15 protein-coding genes and 1 pseudogene are annotated in these 13,415 nt (G+C 70.6%); 7 read left to right on the forward strand and 9 right to left on the reverse strand.

All coding sequences use genetic code 11. The features are described from left to right. Nucleotides 1-554 precede the first annotated feature (554 nt). Nucleotides 555-1,355, reverse strand: coding sequence for an NPP1 family protein (locus tag ACFHWT_RS11765; protein WP_416594637.1), 801 nt, complete (start codon nucleotides 1,353-1,355; stop codon nucleotides 555-557). A 103-nt stretch (nucleotides 1,356-1,458) separates the two neighbouring features. Further along, a complete protein-coding gene (locus ACFHWT_RS11770; RefSeq protein ID WP_233605653.1) occupies nucleotides 1,459-1,758 on the reverse strand; it encodes a SelT/SelW/SelH family protein in 300 nt (99 codons plus the stop codon). A gap of 123 nt (nucleotides 1,759-1,881) precedes the next feature. On the opposite strand from ACFHWT_RS11770, the gene ACFHWT_RS11775 reads away from it, so the two are divergent. Both ACFHWT_RS11775 and ACFHWT_RS11780 read left to right on the forward strand, forming a co-directional pair. Beyond that, a complete protein-coding gene (locus tag ACFHWT_RS11775; protein WP_416594638.1) occupies nucleotides 1,882-2,493 on the forward strand; it encodes a helix-turn-helix domain-containing protein in 612 nt (203 codons plus the stop codon). Beyond that, on the forward strand, nucleotides 2,490-3,668 hold the full coding sequence (locus tag ACFHWT_RS11780) for a sugar efflux transporter (RefSeq protein ID WP_416594745.1): 1,179 nt from the start codon (nucleotides 2,490-2,492) through the stop codon (nucleotides 3,666-3,668). Before ACFHWT_RS11775 ends, ACFHWT_RS11780 begins: the two co-directional genes overlap by 4 nt. Nucleotides 3,669-3,689: 21 nt before the next feature. Here the strand turns inward: ACFHWT_RS11780 and ACFHWT_RS11785 are convergent, their stop codons facing one another. Continuing rightward, nucleotides 3,690-4,514, reverse strand: a complete 825-nt coding sequence (locus tag ACFHWT_RS11785; RefSeq protein WP_416594639.1) for a helix-turn-helix domain-containing protein — start codon at nucleotides 4,512-4,514, stop codon at nucleotides 3,690-3,692. Nucleotides 4,515-4,617: 103 nt separating this feature from the next. Here ACFHWT_RS11785 and ACFHWT_RS11790 point away from each other — a divergent pair, with 103 nt between their 5' ends. From ACFHWT_RS11790 to ACFHWT_RS11800, 3 genes and pseudogenes are all read left to right on the forward strand, one after another. Beyond that, nucleotides 4,618-5,541, forward strand: a complete 924-nt coding sequence (locus ACFHWT_RS11790; RefSeq protein ID WP_416594640.1) for an oxidoreductase — start codon at nucleotides 4,618-4,620, stop codon at nucleotides 5,539-5,541. A gap of 88 nt (nucleotides 5,542-5,629) precedes the next feature. Next, nucleotides 5,630-5,848: a hypothetical protein gene (locus tag ACFHWT_RS11795; RefSeq protein ID WP_416594757.1), complete on the forward strand. Its 219-nt coding sequence runs from the start codon at nucleotides 5,630-5,632 to the stop codon at nucleotides 5,846-5,848. Next, nucleotides 5,787-6,479, forward strand: a pseudogene (locus ACFHWT_RS11800) (FGGY-family carbohydrate kinase); the annotation flags it as partial. The gene ACFHWT_RS11795 and the pseudogene ACFHWT_RS11800, both read left to right, overlap by 62 nt. 51 nt (nucleotides 6,480-6,530) lie before the next feature. Here the strand turns inward: ACFHWT_RS11800 and ACFHWT_RS11805 are convergent. Next, nucleotides 6,531-9,842 (reverse strand): SNF2-related protein, encoded by a 3,312-nt coding sequence (locus tag ACFHWT_RS11805; RefSeq protein WP_416594641.1) that lies wholly within the window; start codon nucleotides 9,840-9,842, stop codon nucleotides 6,531-6,533. Between the two features lie 88 nt (nucleotides 9,843-9,930). On the opposite strand from ACFHWT_RS11805, the gene ACFHWT_RS11810 reads away from it, so the two are divergent. Next, complete coding sequence (locus tag ACFHWT_RS11810; protein ID WP_416594642.1) at nucleotides 9,931-10,392, forward strand: SRPBCC domain-containing protein; 462 nt, start codon at nucleotides 9,931-9,933, stop codon at nucleotides 10,390-10,392. A gap of 201 nt (nucleotides 10,393-10,593) precedes the next feature. Here ACFHWT_RS11810 and ACFHWT_RS11815 read toward each other — a convergent pair whose 3' ends face one another. Next, on the reverse strand, nucleotides 10,594-10,776 hold the full coding sequence (locus tag ACFHWT_RS11815) for a hypothetical protein (RefSeq protein ID WP_416594643.1): 183 nt from the start codon (nucleotides 10,774-10,776) through the stop codon (nucleotides 10,594-10,596). A 95-nt stretch (nucleotides 10,777-10,871) separates the two neighbouring features. On the opposite strand from ACFHWT_RS11815, the gene ACFHWT_RS11820 reads away from it, so the two are divergent. Continuing rightward, complete coding sequence (locus ACFHWT_RS11820) at nucleotides 10,872-11,435, forward strand: Uma2 family endonuclease (RefSeq protein ID WP_416594644.1); 564 nt, start codon at nucleotides 10,872-10,874, stop codon at nucleotides 11,433-11,435. A 23-nt stretch (nucleotides 11,436-11,458) separates the two neighbouring features. Here ACFHWT_RS11820 and ACFHWT_RS11825 read toward each other — a convergent pair whose 3' ends face one another. Genes ACFHWT_RS11825 through ACFHWT_RS11840 form a run of 4 tightly spaced genes read right to left on the reverse strand, consistent with a single transcriptional unit; the run spans nucleotide 11,459 to nucleotide 13,288 of the window. Continuing rightward, nucleotides 11,459-11,977 carry a GNAT family N-acetyltransferase gene (locus ACFHWT_RS11825; protein ID WP_416594645.1) on the reverse strand — a complete coding sequence of 173 codons (519 nt, stop codon included), beginning with the start codon at nucleotides 11,975-11,977 and terminating at the stop codon, nucleotides 11,459-11,461. Nucleotides 11,978-11,991: 14 nt separating this feature from the next. Next, nucleotides 11,992-12,186 (reverse strand): DUF397 domain-containing protein, encoded by a 195-nt coding sequence (locus tag ACFHWT_RS11830; protein WP_416594646.1) that lies wholly within the window; start codon nucleotides 12,184-12,186, stop codon nucleotides 11,992-11,994. Then, complete coding sequence (locus ACFHWT_RS11835) at nucleotides 12,183-12,884, reverse strand: nucleotidyl transferase AbiEii/AbiGii toxin family protein (RefSeq protein WP_416594647.1); 702 nt, start codon at nucleotides 12,882-12,884, stop codon at nucleotides 12,183-12,185. The genes ACFHWT_RS11830 and ACFHWT_RS11835 overlap by 4 nt, the downstream gene beginning before the upstream one ends. Beyond that, a complete protein-coding gene (locus tag ACFHWT_RS11840) occupies nucleotides 12,884-13,288 on the reverse strand; it encodes a hypothetical protein (RefSeq protein ID WP_281553535.1) in 405 nt (134 codons plus the stop codon). The genes ACFHWT_RS11835 and ACFHWT_RS11840 overlap by 1 nt, the downstream gene beginning before the upstream one ends. Between the last annotated feature and the right edge of the window lie 127 nt (nucleotides 13,289-13,415).

Raw genomic sequence — 13,415 nt, forward strand, 5'->3', positions numbered from 1 at the left:
GGGGGCACACCACACCGGTCACGGGCGGGTGCGCGGTAAACGGTCATCCGGGTGGTACGGGATCGGGCGCGGGGGCGCTGCTGCGCGCCGTGACCATGTACAACCACGCCGGCCCGTCGACGATTCCCGACCGGGTCCGCCCGCCGGGCCGCCCGGCCGGTGCCTGACGGCTACGGGCCTGTGCCCGGTGGCCCGGCGGCCGGTGCCCGACCGCGGGCCCGATTGCGTGGCGCGACCATGCACAACGACCCCGCCCGCCGGATCATTCCGCGCCGGCCTGAGCCTCAGGAACCGCACACGCTCAGCGCGCAGCGTCACCTTTGGCACCCCGGGGCAGCCGGAACGCTCATCGAGGTGACGCTGACGCACGCCATCTCCGCGTTTCAGCGTGCGTCAGCGTCACCTCGATGAGCCACTGGGCGACGGACCGGGAGACCGGGTCGCACCCAGAGCCATCCGGCAGCCCGGCTGAGGGTTGGTTGATTTGGGCGAGGCCGATGCCACAGGTGCATCTTGATGCACCTGTGGCATCGGGCCACTGGACACATCATGGGTCAGGCCCACGGGTCAAAGGGGATACCTGCCGGTTTCGACCTGTTCAGCAGGTTACGGAACCGGTCGTCCCGATCGGTGATCTTGATGCTGGCGGAGCCGAAGTCAGCGGTCATCAACCGGTCCCGCAGCGCCGTGCCGGGCCAGCCGTTCCAGTCGACTACCGGCGGGTACCGCCAGGTGCCGTAGTGGTTCTCCGGTGGGTCGTCGTTGCCGTTCGCCAGCCGGAAGTTGTGCGAGCCGAAGGCGCCTTCCTTGTGGTAGACGACCTTCGGGTGGGTGCCGTCGAACCGTACCGAGGAGCGGGGATAGGTCTGCACCTCACCGTGCACCGTGCGGGACACGTAGTCGACCCGGTCCGACGCCTGGTTCACCCAGGAGACGACGTGCTCCCAGTCGTGCCGGTGACCGCAGCAGCCCGGCAGAACCTGGTCCTTCTCGAAGTAACTCGCGTACACGATGGCGCACCAGCCGTTGTTGCACTTCGACCTGGCGTACGTCTGAGTCCGGTCGAGGTCCTCCCGGTCACGGCAGTTGCCGTTGACCGCCCCGGTGGTGTTCAGTCCGCCGTTGAGGGTGCCGTCCGGAGCGATCGCCGCGACCGGGTAGCACCCGTCACCGTCGTAGTCGTAGGCCGGGGAGAAGGTCAACTCGTAGCCGCCAGCGGACTGCGGCAGGTTGGGCAGGTTCGCGGCCCGTGCGGCCGTGGCGGGAGCGACGATCAGCACAGTGGACAGCGCTGCGGCTGCGATCCAGTTCCGGCTGCGGGTCGGCGTACGGTTCGGGCTGGCGGATCGACGCAAGGCGGCCTCCCTGGATGACCGAAGTGACCAGCTTATTGTGGTCCACGTCGATATCCAAGGAGTTGACTACCGGTGGCCGTACGGTGCACAGCCAAGCGGTGATTCAGAGCCCGTGCGGCAGGGCCCGGTCGGTGTGGCCGAGGCTGAGATCGGGCGCGATACGGTCCCGTACCAGTCTTTTCAGCTCGGGGATCCCCGGGAAGCCACTCTCCCCCCGCGACCAGATCGTCTCGCCGTCCAGCCGGACCTCGAACACGCCGCCGGTGCCCGGCACCAGCGCCACCTCACCGAGCCGCAGCGCGAATGTGGTGAGCAGCTCCTGAGCCGTCCACGCGGCGCGCAGCATCCAGCGGCACTGCGTGCAGTACTCGATCTCCAACCGTGGCTGTTTGGTGGTGGTCACCAACCGAGTATGCCTGCGCCGGGCACCGGGTCGACAAGGTCGCTGCCCGGCATGTTCGGCACGCACCGCCGGCCGGGCCACCGTACCGGCAAACGCTCTTGCCGATCTGGCAAGCTGGGTGCCATGGACGACGACCTCGACCATGCCCTCGACTCGGTCGGCCCCCGGCTGCGGGCGCTGCGCAAACAGCGCGAGACCACGCTCGCGGAGCTGTCGGCTGCCACCGGCATCTCGGTGAGCACCCTGTCCCGGCTGGAATCCGGTGCCCGCCGACCCACCCTGGAGCTGCTGCTGCCCCTCGCCCGCGCCCACGGGGTCAGCCTGGACGAGTTGGTCGACGCGCCACCGACCGGCGATCCGCGCATCCACCTGCGGCCGGTCACCCGATTCGGGATGACCATGCTGCCGTTGAGCCGACGGGCCGGCGGCATCCAGGCGTACAAGCTGATCATCCCGCCGCGCAGCCCGCGCCGGGAGCCGGAGCTGAAGACCCACGAGGGCTACGAATGGCTGTACGTCCTCGACGGGCGGCTGCGCGTCCTGCTCGGTGAGCACGATCTGATCCTCTCCCCCGGCGAGGCGGCGGAGTTCGACACCCGGGTGCCGCACTGGTTCGGCGCGATCGGTGACGAGCCGGTCGAGTTCCTCAGCCTCTTCGGCCAGCAGGGCGAACGCGCCCACCTGCGCGCCCGCCCCCGGGCCAGGGATCGGGCCAAGGAGGGTGGCAGGCCCTGAACCGGGTACGTGTCTGGGCCGCGCTTGGTTTCGTCTGCGTCGCCGTCGGTCTGTCGACCGCGATGGCCTCGCCGTACCTGACCCTGTTCCTCGACGACGCGGTCCGGGCCAGCGCCGGACAGATCGCCCTGTGCCTGGTCGCCGCCCCGGTCTCGGCGGTGGTGATCGCCACCGTGGTCGGACGGCTGTCCGACCGGCTGCCGAGCCGCCGCTGGCTGCTGGTTGCCGCCGCATCGGCCGGATGCCTGTCCAGCGCGCTCACCTCGGTCGTCCGGGACTTCCCGGTCTTTCTACTCATCACCGTCACACTGACCGCGTCGGCGCAGGTGATGGTCCCGCAGATGTTCGCCTACGCCCGGGAGGCGCTGGCCGGGTCCGGGCGGATCGCGATGGCGATGAGCACCTTCCGTACGCTGTTCTCCGTCGCCTGGGTGGCCGGCCCGCCGCTGGCGTCGCTGCTGCTCACCACCGGCGGGTTCCGGCTCACCTACGCCGCGTCCGCCGTGGTGTACGCCGTCGCCGCCGGCGTCGTCCTGCTCGCCTTCCGGCACCGTCGCCGCCCGGACGTCGGTGCGGCGCGGGACACCCACCGGTACGGGGCGGACGCCTCCCGCCGGACCATCTGGTTGAGCGTCGCCGCGTTCGTGCTGACCTGGGCCGCCAGCAACCTCGCCATCCAGGCCCTGCCGCTGCATGTCACCCGGGACCTGGGGTCCGGTGTCGGGACCGCGGGCCTGGCTCTGGGCCTGTGCGCTGGGCTGGAGATCCCGCTGATTCTCGGCTTCGGCTGGCTGTCCACCCGGCTCCCGGTGCACCGGCTGCTACTCGCCGGGGCCGGCTGCGGGGCGGCGTACATGACGGTGGTCGCCGTCTCGGACCAGGTGTGGCCGCTGCTGGTCGGGCAGTTGCTCAACGCGGCGTCGATCGCCGCGCTCGGTGGTCTCGGCATCACCTACATGCAGGACATGCTGCCCCGGCACCAGGGGCGGGCTTCCACGCTCTACTCGAACGCGATCCCCACCGGCGCGCTGCTCGCCGGCCCGGTTCTCGGCGCCGCCCAGCACGCCGGCTACCGGATGCCGTACGCGGTCGGCGCCCTGCTCTACGTGGGAACGCTCGGCCTGCTGCTGCTCGCCCGCCGCCGACCCGACCCGGCAGTACCCGTCACCCGGTGAGGCATCAGCGCGCCCACGACGTCAGCGCGCGTACGCGGCGAGCAGTTGCAGCCGTTCGGCGTCGGCGCTGCCCGGCGCGGCGGTGTAGACGATCAGGATCGGGCTGGTGCGCCCCGGCGGGGTGTAGGCGTCCCAGTCCAGCCGCAGCTCCCCGACCTGCGGATGCGGGAACGTCTTACTGCCGTTGACCGACTCGCGTACGTCGTGACGGGCCCAGAGCCGGCGGAACTCGTCGCTGCGGATGCTGAGTGTGCCGACGATCTCCCGGGCACGCGGGTGCTCCGGGTCAGCGGCGACCGCCGCCCGCAGGAAACCCAGGTAGTCCAGCACCGTCTCCTGCCAGCCGGGGCAGCGGCCGTGCGCCTGCGCATGGTCGAACATGTCGATCAGGGCGTTGGTCGGCCCGATACCGGGGTACAGCGCGGCGGCCATGGCGTTCCAGGCCAGCAGGTCCAGGTGCCGGCTGACCACCACGGCCGGGGTGTGCAGGCTGTGCAGCAGCCGGTGGGTACTCTCCGGGACGGTCTCCCGGGTGCGCCGTCGTGGTTTCGGGGGCTGCTGCGCCCGGCGGGCCAGCGCCCGCAGGTGGCGGGTCTCCTCGGCGTTGAGCGCCAGCGCGCGGGCGATGCCGGTCAGTACGTCGTCGGAGGGGCGCACGTCGCGGCCCTGCTCCAGCCGCTGGTAGTAGTCGGTGCTCACCCCGGCGAGCAGCGCCAGCTCCTCGCGGCGCAGCCCGGCTACCCGCCGACGCGGGCCCGGTGCCAGGCCGATTTCCTCCGGCCGCAGCCGGGAGCGGCGGTTACGGAGGAAGTCGGCCAGCTCGCGGGCGTAGACCGTGCTCGTCACACCATCGAGTGTGCCCGTCGACGCACCCCGCAGGGTAGGTCCCGTGGTCCCAGGTTGGCCAGGTCTGACCAGCAGCCCGTCCGGCTACCTAGCGTCGGCGGTCATGCAGGACATACGGAACTGGACCGAAGAGCAGATCCCCGACCAGCACGGCCGGCGCGCGGTGGTGACCGGCGCGAACTCCGGCGTGGGGCGGGTCACCGCGCTGGAGCTGGCCCGGCACGGGGCCGCCGTGGTGCTGGCGGTACGCAACGTGGCGGCCGGTGAGGAAGCGGCCGCCGCGATCCGGCGCGAGGTGCCGGGCGCCGACGTCGAGGTACGCCGGCTGGATCTGGCGTCACTCGCCTCGATCCGATCCTTCGCCGCCGACTTCACCGGCAACCTCGACCTGCTGGTCAACAACGCCGGGCTGGTGCTGACCGGCCCGCGACCGCCGCTGACCGTGGACGGGTTCGACCTGCAGGTGGGCACCAACGCGCTCGGGCCGTACGCGCTGACCGGCCTGCTGCTGGACCGGCTGGCCGCCGGAAAGGAGCCCCGGGTGGTCACCGTGTCATCAATTGTTCACAAATGGCGCAATCTCGACCTGAATGACCTGATGTTGGAGCGTTCCTACACCGGAAACCGGGCCTACGCGTTGTCGAAGCTGGTCGGCACGATCCTCGGCCTGGAGCTGGACCGGCGGCTGCGGGCCACCGGATCGCCGGTGGTCAGCGTGCTGGCCCACCCCGGCATGACCCGCACCAACCTGACCCCGCGCGCGATGGCCGACCGGGGCCGGCTGATGCGCGCCGCAAGCCGGCTCACCTCACTGATCGTCAGCGACGTCGAGGCCGGGGCCCGACCCCAGCTGTACGCGGCGACCGCCCCCGGCGTACGGGGTGGGCAGTTCTTCGGACCACGCGGGTTCCAGGAGGTCCGTGGCCCGGTCACCGAGGTGCGGGCCAGCGCCCAGGCCCGGGATCCGGGCAACGGCCGACGGATGTGGGCGACGGCGGCCCGGCTCACCGGCGTCACGTACCTCTGACCGACGCGAGATCCCGTTGGACCAACCCATCGATGAGCGTAAGGTCGACCTCGGCTGACCGTAGGACTCGACACGTGCGAGGTGTGCGTTGACGCTCGTAGCCGGAGTCGACTCGTCGACCCAGTCGACGAAGGTCGTGGTGTGCGACGCGGACACCGGTGAGGTGCTGCGCGAGGGCCGCGCCCCGCACCCGGACGGCACCGAGGTCGACCCGCGCGTGTGGTGGGCCGCCTGGGAAGGCCAGCGCCGGGCTGCTGGACGGGGTCGCCGCGCTGGGCACCTCAGGCTGTGTGTCCGGGGTGAGTGAGGTGCCGACCGCCGACCCGAGCGGGCTGGTGGCCGGCTACGCCGACGCGACCGGCCGGTTCCTGCCGCTGGTGTGCACGCTCAACGCGGCCCGGGTGCTGGTCACCGTCGCCGACCTGCTGGGCCGGTCGCTGACCGAGCTGAACGAGTTGGCGCTGTCGGCCGAGCCGGGCGCGGGCGGGTTGACGCTGCTGCCGTACCTGGACGGGGAACGCACCCCGAACCTGCCGGACGCGCGCGGGCTGCTGGCCGGGATCACTCGGGCGAACGCGTCGGCGGCGAACCTGGCCCGATCGGCGGTGGAGGGCATGCTCGGCGGCATCGCCGACGCCCTCGACGCGCTGCGCGCCCAGGACGTGCCGGTCGACCGGGTGCTGCTGGTCGGCGGCGCGGCCCAGTCCCGCGCGGTACGGGCGATCGCGCCAGCGCTGTTCGGCGCGCCGGTGAGCGTGCCCCGCCCCGCCGAGTACGTGGCGCTCGGCGCGGCCCGGCAGGCGGCCTGGGCGCTGTCCGGTGCTGCCGAGCCGCCACAGTGGCCGGTCACGGCCGAGGAGCTCACCGCCGCCGCCACCCCGCAGGTGCACGAACGCTACGTCGACGTCCGCGACCGGGCACTGCCGCTGCTCACCTGAGGCCGGCCGCCGCGCACGCCGGCACGATCCGGTCCCCGGTGCCAGATCGGCTCAGTCAAGGTCGAGCAGGTCCCTGATGTCGGCGGCGGACAGCTGCGCCGAGGCGAACTCGCCCCCGTCCAGCACACTGCTGAACAGCTCGGCCTTGCGCTGCTTCAACGCCATGACCTTCTCCTCGATGGTGTCCTTGGCGACCATCCGGTAGACCATGACGTTCGATTTCTGACCGATCCGGTGGACGCGGTCGACGGCCTGGGCCTCGGTCGCCGGGTTCCACCACGGGTCGAGCAGGATGCAGTAGTCGGCCTCGGTCAGGTTGAGACCGAAGCCGCCCGCTTTGAGGCTGATCAGGAACACGTCGGCGGCGCCGCGTTTGAACTCGGCGATCACGGCGGCCCGGTTGGTCGTCGACCCGTCGAGGTAGCCGCACCGGACGCCGGCGGCGACGAGCCGGTCACGCGCCGCGCCGAGGAACCGGGTGAACTGACTGAACACCAGCGTACGGTGGCCTTCGGCGACCAGGTTGGTGATCTGGTCGGCCAGCACGTCCAGTTTGGTCGACGGAACACCCTCGTGTCTCGGGTCGACCAGGGCGACGTCGAGACTGGCCTGGCGCAGCAACGTCAACGACCGGAAGATCTCGAACCGGTTTTTCTCCAGGTCCCCGAGCAGGCCGAGGACCTTTTGCCGTTCCCGTTGCAGATAGGCCTGGTAGATCCGGCGATGTTTGCGGTCGAGGTCGAGCTCCAGCACCTGTTCCTGCTTCTCCGGCAGGTCGGCGGCGACGTCGGCCTTGCGGCGACGCAACATCAGCGGCCGGATGCGGCGGCGCAGCTGGGCGAGCCGGTCACCGTCGCGGTCCTTCTCGATCGGCGTACGGTAGTAGTCGGTGAACCGGTCCAGCCGGGGAAACAACCCGGGGGCGGTGATCGAGCAGAGCGCCCAGAGTTCGAGCAGGTTGTTCTCCATCGGCGTACCGGTGATGGCCAGCTTGAACGGCGCGGTCAGCTGCTTGGCGCAGCGGTGGCTCTGCGACTGGTGGTTCTTGACGAACTGTGCCTCGTCGAGGATCAGGCCGGCCCAGTCGAGCGCCTGGTAGTCGTCGAACTCCAGCCGCAGCAGCGTGTACGAGGTGACGACGATGTCCGCCCCGGCGGCCGCCCCGGCGAGTTCCATGCCACGCCGCGCCGAGGTCTGGGTGACCGCCCGTACGGTCAGGTCCGGGGTGAACCGCGCGGCCTCGGCGACCCAGTTGTGGATGACGCTGGCGGGGGCGACGACGAGGAACGGTACGTCGGCGCGGGCGTGCCGGATCAGGGCCAGCGCCTGCAGGGTCTTACCGAGGCCCATGTCGTCGGCGAGGATGCCGCCGAGTTGGTGTTCCCGCAGGGCGGCGAGCCAGCGGAACCCGTCGACCTGGTACGGGCGCAGCTCCGCCCGTACCTCCGGAGGCACCTGGTGGTCGACGGCGGCGCCGGCGGTGGCCAGCTCGCGGACCGCGCGCTGCCAGGCGGCGGCCTGGCCGGTGATCTCCCCCACTTCGGCCAGTTCGGCCCAGAGGCCGGCCTGGAACCGGCCGACGCGCAGCACGCCCGGCGGCCGGTCCTCCAGTGCCCGCGATTCGTCGATCAGCTCGCGGAGCTGGGCGAACTCGGGGCGGTCGAGGCTGAAGTACGTGCCGCTGGGCAGGATGAGGTACTGCCGGTCCTGCGCCAGCGCGGTGAACAGCTGATCGAAGACGACCTGTTCGCCGCCGACGCTGACCTGCACTGACAGGTCGAACCAGTCGTGTTCGCCGGGATGGTCGGTGCCGGCGAACCGAATGACCGGCGCCTCGTCGGATTCCCGGTAGTCCGGTACAGGCTCCGCTGCCGATTCGACCACCTCGACGCCGTCGATGTCGGCGAGCCGGGGCACGACCTCGCTGAGGAACCGGATCATGGCGTCGCCGCGGAGCGTGGTCAGGGCGGCGAGTCGTGCGCCGTTCGGGGTCGACTCGATCGCCTCCGGGACCGCTTTGGCCGTCACCTCGGTGACCTGGTCGACGACGGCGTCACGGGGGTCGGCCTGCCCACGTGAGTCGGCGTGCCCGCGCGGACCGGTGGCCCACAGCGGCTCGGTCTGCCGGTGCGCGCCGATCGCGCGGACCCACTGCCAGTGGATCGACAGCGCATGTTCCGGCATCGGTGTCATGGCCAGGGTCAGGGTAGGCGGCAGCACCGGCGGCAGGTGCACCGCCGGGCCGGCGGCAACGACCTCGACCTGTTTGAGCAGCTCCGGGTAGAACCGTTCGAGGAACCGCGCCTCGTCGGCCGCCGGGACGCGGATCTCGGCACCGGAAAGGGCCTTCGCCGCCGCCGGGGACACCGCGCCGGACAGCGGTGCCAGCCTCAGCACCCGGTCCCGGGGCTGCGGCTCGACGCCGCCGCGCTCGGCCCACCAGGCGATCCCGTGCGCCGGTCGGCCGATGAAGACGGAGAACTCGGCGGCGACGGGTACGCCGTCGGCCAGCAGCACCGGCTGCACGATCAGGTCGTCGTCGGCGCGGTCGACCTGCACCGACAGCCGGGCCGGCTGCCGGCCGACGACCACCGGCCGGCCGTACTTGCCAGGTTGGACCAGCGGCAGCCCGGCGTCGTCGGCCTCGGCCAACAGGTCCCAGATCCGCCGGCTCGCGAACGCGTCCAGGAAGATCGTCGTCGGGTGGCTGTAGTAGCCGTACCGGTCCTCGTCCAACCTCGACAGCGTGAGGATCTCGCTGAGCAGCTGGCGGTGCCGTTGGGATTCGGGCGACCGGCCGTAGCCGGCGTATTGCACGTTCGACCAGCTGATGCCGGAGCGGACCCAGCCGGTCTGGCCGGGTACGACCGGACGCAACGCGATGCGTCCGGCGGGCCTGCCGGCGCCGGCCGCGCCCGGTTTGACCAGCTCGAACTGCAGGCCGACGGTGGCCCGGGCCGGCGCGGCGGTGACGACCGGGGCGACGTCGCAGACCAGCGCCGACAGGCTCTTCTCCCAGTCCGCCGTCGGCGCGTCCGGTGCCTGCCGCCGCTGCGGTACCGTCGGCGCGGCACCGACGACGGCCTGCAGCACCAGCGCGTACGGGTGGCCGCAGGACCTCTCGCCGCAGGAGCAGGCACCGTCGACCGTGGCGACGAGGCCGTCGGGGTCGGTGGTGACCGCCGCCGTCACGGTGCCCCCGCGACCAGGGTCCAGTCGGCCCTGGGCGTGCCCGGTCGCCGGATCCCAGCGGGCGTCGGTCAACTCGCCGTCCGCGAGTTGCGCACGGGCGCGCAGGAACGCCCGTACGCCGACGATCTCGCACAGCGCCGCTTCTTCGACGGTGAGTTCCAGCTTCGCCACTGTTCGTCGTCTCCCGAATAGGCCGCGTCGCGAGGTAGGTTAGCCGGGTGCCAGCGCAACGATTGATCGCCGGTCCCGGTGACGCGCCGTGACCCGTACCGATTCGGCAGCCCGGGTGATGGCCGCCCCGGTTGCGCGCGTCTACGCCGCTCTGGTGGACGCGGACGCGCTCGCCGTGTGGCTGCCGCCGCAGGGGATGACCGGCCGGTTCGAGCGGTTCGACGCTCGGCCCGGCGGCGGCTACCGGCTGGTCCTGACCTACGCCGACGCGACGACCGCGCCGGGCAAGGCCACTGCCGACTCCGACATCGTCGAGGCCCGCTTCGTCGACCTCGTTTCGGGCGTACGGGTCGTGCAGGCCGTCGACTTCGTCGCCGACGATCCCGCGTACGCCGGCACGATGACGATGACCTGGGAGGTGACCGCCGTCAACGGCGGCACCCGGGTGGAGATCCGCGCCGACGACGTACCGGCCGGTATCAGCCCGGCGGACCACGCCGCCGGCCTCGCCTCCTCGCTGACGAACCTCGCCACGTACGTCGAGCAGTAGCCTCCGGCGGCTCCGCTGCGGCTGCTTTCCGACTGCCGAGCGACTCACAGGTTGATCAAGCCGGATGGCTGGCCGCCGGGATGGCGTACTGATGGAGATAGTCGTCAAGCTCCAGAAACCCGAGAAGGGCCTGCCTCATCCCCTCCATGTCGGGGCCACCTGTGCTGCACGACGCGACCTGAACCCTTTCGGCCACCTCCACTAGGCCGATGAGCTGGGCAACCGTGTGTCCGGTCGCCCAGGCATCGTGACGATGTCCGGCATCTTTGCCACCTGCTCGCCGACGATGCTGCGCGACAGCGCAGTCGCCAGCTCATCCGCCTGGGCGTGACACACCAACTCGCTGGCGTTCTGCCGAATCTCCCGCAGCTCGATCTCCCGCACCCAACGTTTGTAACACCGTCGAGCTCGATCCGCGGCCCGGCGGCACGCGGTGGTGGGAGACTTGTGGCAGCATCCGTCAGGAGGTGAGTCTGCCGATGAGCGTTGCCGCACTTGATCACCCCGAGCCGTGGACCGAGTCCGAGTACTTCGCGCTCGGGGAGACCCGAAACCGGATCGAGTTGGTCGACGGAGGACTGTGGGTGAGCCCCGCACCGAACAGGCCACATCAGGACATCTCGTTCCTCCTCTTGACCGCGATCCGGCCGGCCGCGCGGTCGGCGGGTCTGCGCGCACACGAGGCGGTGAACGTACGACTGGCCGCCAACCGGATCGTGATCCCGGACCTGGTGGTGGCGAAGGTCGGGCGACTCGGCGGCGTCGCCGACGCACACGAGGTCGTCCTGGCCGGCGAGATCACCTCGCCGAGCAGTGTCGCCACTGACCGCGTACAGAAGATGCAGTTCTACGCGGCCGCGCGGATCGGCTGGTACCTGCTCGTCGAGCCCGACATGGTCGAGTACGAATCACTTACGCTGCGACTGTTCCGGCTTGAGGGCGAGCACTACGTCGAGCATGCGGTTGCCGCAGACGGGCAGCGGCTGACCTCCGACCTTCCGTTCCCGATCGACGTCACGACCGACGCCCTGCTCGACTTCTAGCGCCGCACAGGTGACCTGGTCAGTCACCGGCGCAACGTGTCGAAGCTGAGGCAGATATCTGCAGGTGCGCCCGGCACCGACGCCACCTCGGACCGGTGCCAGTGCGGTCCGACCGCGTCGGTCGCCACCCGCTGCCAGAACGGCTGCGCTCCTGGGTTGTACGCCTGGAAGGCGATCCGCCACCGGCCCGGCCACCCGGCGATGACCTGGCCAGCGGCCACACGTCCCACCCCGGTCCGCCGCAGCGGCCGGACCACGAAGAAATCGTTGATCGAGGCGACCTGATCCACCCGGCCCGCCATGACGAATCCGCCAAGCCCGCCCGCCACTGTGATCAGCCACGCCCGAGTGTCCGGATCCGCACCGGCCAGAAAGCGGTCGAGACGGCGATTGTGGTAGGTGCCGTCCGCGTTCGGCAGGTGACGGTACGCTTCGGCAAGGTCGTACCGGTAGAGCTGCCCCAGGTTGCCGAGCACCGCACGGTGCGACCGGTCGACCGACGTCAGGCCGATCGGCGTCGACGGAAGCTCCGGCGGGCGCATGCCGGCCCCGGTGGTCAGCGTACGGCTGACGGGGTGTGGGCGACGAAGGCGGACCAGGCGGCCGACGCGAAGGCCAACGTGCCACCGGCCCGGTCCTTCGAATCGCGCACCAGCACCCGGCCCGGCAGATTGTCGGCGACCTCCACGCAGTCGCCGCCGTTCGAGCTGCTGCGGCTCGACTTGCGCCAGATCGGCTCACTCGTTTTCATCGATCATCCTCACGTTCAGATCGCGGTGCGGCCCCGGAGAGCTGGGCCCGAAACCGAGCCTGCCAGGCGCTGAACCGGTCACGCAATGCGGCCACATCGTTGGCGTCGAGCCCGTAGTCGATGAAGTCCTGGTCATCGAACCGTGCGATCGAGCCGAGCATCTGTGCGAAGAGCTGCTGGTCGAAGCCAGCATCTGCGGCTGTCGCAAGTGCGCAGAGCTCGTCATGGGTGTACCGGCCACGTGTTACGGCGGCGTCGATGTCGAGGAAGTCGCGTGCTGCCGCGCGGTTGTAGAGCGCGTCCATCTTGCCTGCCATCACATCGTCAGGGTGGAGCACCGGGCCGATCTGCATCTCAACGGGCGGTTGCGTGCGCCAGTTCGCGACAAGTTCGACGCGGTGCTGCTCGCCCGGGGCATCGCCGTGACTGATGTGCAGTCGAGCGAAAGTGTCCAGCCGAAGATCGACGGTGACGTTGAATCCTTCGGCTTCGTAGGCAGCGATGAGGACGTCAACAGCTTGGGGAAAGTCGGCGCGACGCTGCCAGTCGGAAAAGAGATCGACGTCTTCACTCGGCCGATCGAGGATCCCATGCGCTGCCACCGCATGGCCGCCGGCCAACGCGAAGCCGAAGGGTCCGCCCGCTCGCAGACCGATTTCAGCCAGTTGTCGATGGAGTGGGTGAGTCTCGTGCGGCACTACGCGGCGGCCTGCCGCGCATGCGCGAGAACCTGGTGCTTGGACTCCCACACCTGCCGGACCTGTGGAGGCAGGACCAGCGTAGGCCAGATGCGGACCAGCGTCGGGCCGTCCAGCCATTGAATAAGGTCATCCACTGTCGTCGCTTCGCGGAGCACTGTCTCGTACATGCTGGCGAGCCTGCGAGGGTTGGCCAGGTCGTACTGCGCCCGCCCCGACCAGTCCAGACTTCTACTCAACGTGACCTGCCCACTGACCGGGCCATGGAGATCGTCCAGGTTCTCGCTGACCACGTACGGACGCTGGTCGGCGTAACGCGACCCGCTTGGTGCGCCACGCCCCGCCCTGCCGAACTCGTCCACGTCCCAGTCCCCGATCCTGGCCAACACATCGTCAACTACCACGAATCATAACGACGGCGGGCTCGGCTCACCGCCAGCGCGCCGTCAGCCCACGCTGCCACACCAGCATTGTCCCGCCACCGGTCACTCGATGGTGTCCGACCGGCTCGCCCGCTGATGAGATGGGGGC

This window comes from Micromonospora sp. LOL_021 (genome assembly GCF_048060215.1).
Classification (GTDB): Bacteria; Actinomycetota; Actinomycetes; order Mycobacteriales; family Micromonosporaceae; genus Micromonospora_E.

What these genes read in the sequence shown, in the direction of transcription:
- ACFHWT_RS11775 (WP_416594638.1), top strand. Translation starts at nt 1,882, where the DNA reads ATGGACGACGACCTCGACCATGCCCTCGACTCGGTCGGCCCCCGGCTG.
- ACFHWT_RS11820 (WP_416594644.1), top strand. Translation starts at nt 10,872, where the DNA reads ATGAGCGTTGCCGCACTTGATCACCCCGAGCCGTGGACCGAGTCCGAG.
- ACFHWT_RS11790 (WP_416594640.1), top strand. Translation starts at nt 4,618, where the DNA reads ATGCAGGACATACGGAACTGGACCGAAGAGCAGATCCCCGACCAGCAC.
- ACFHWT_RS11830 (WP_416594646.1), bottom strand. Translation starts at nt 12,186, where the DNA reads ATGAAAACGAGTGAGCCGATCTGGCGCAAGTCGAGCCGCAGCAGCTCG.
- ACFHWT_RS11825 (WP_416594645.1), bottom strand. Translation starts at nt 11,977, where the DNA reads ATGCGCCCGCCGGAGCTTCCGTCGACGCCGATCGGCCTGACGTCGGTC.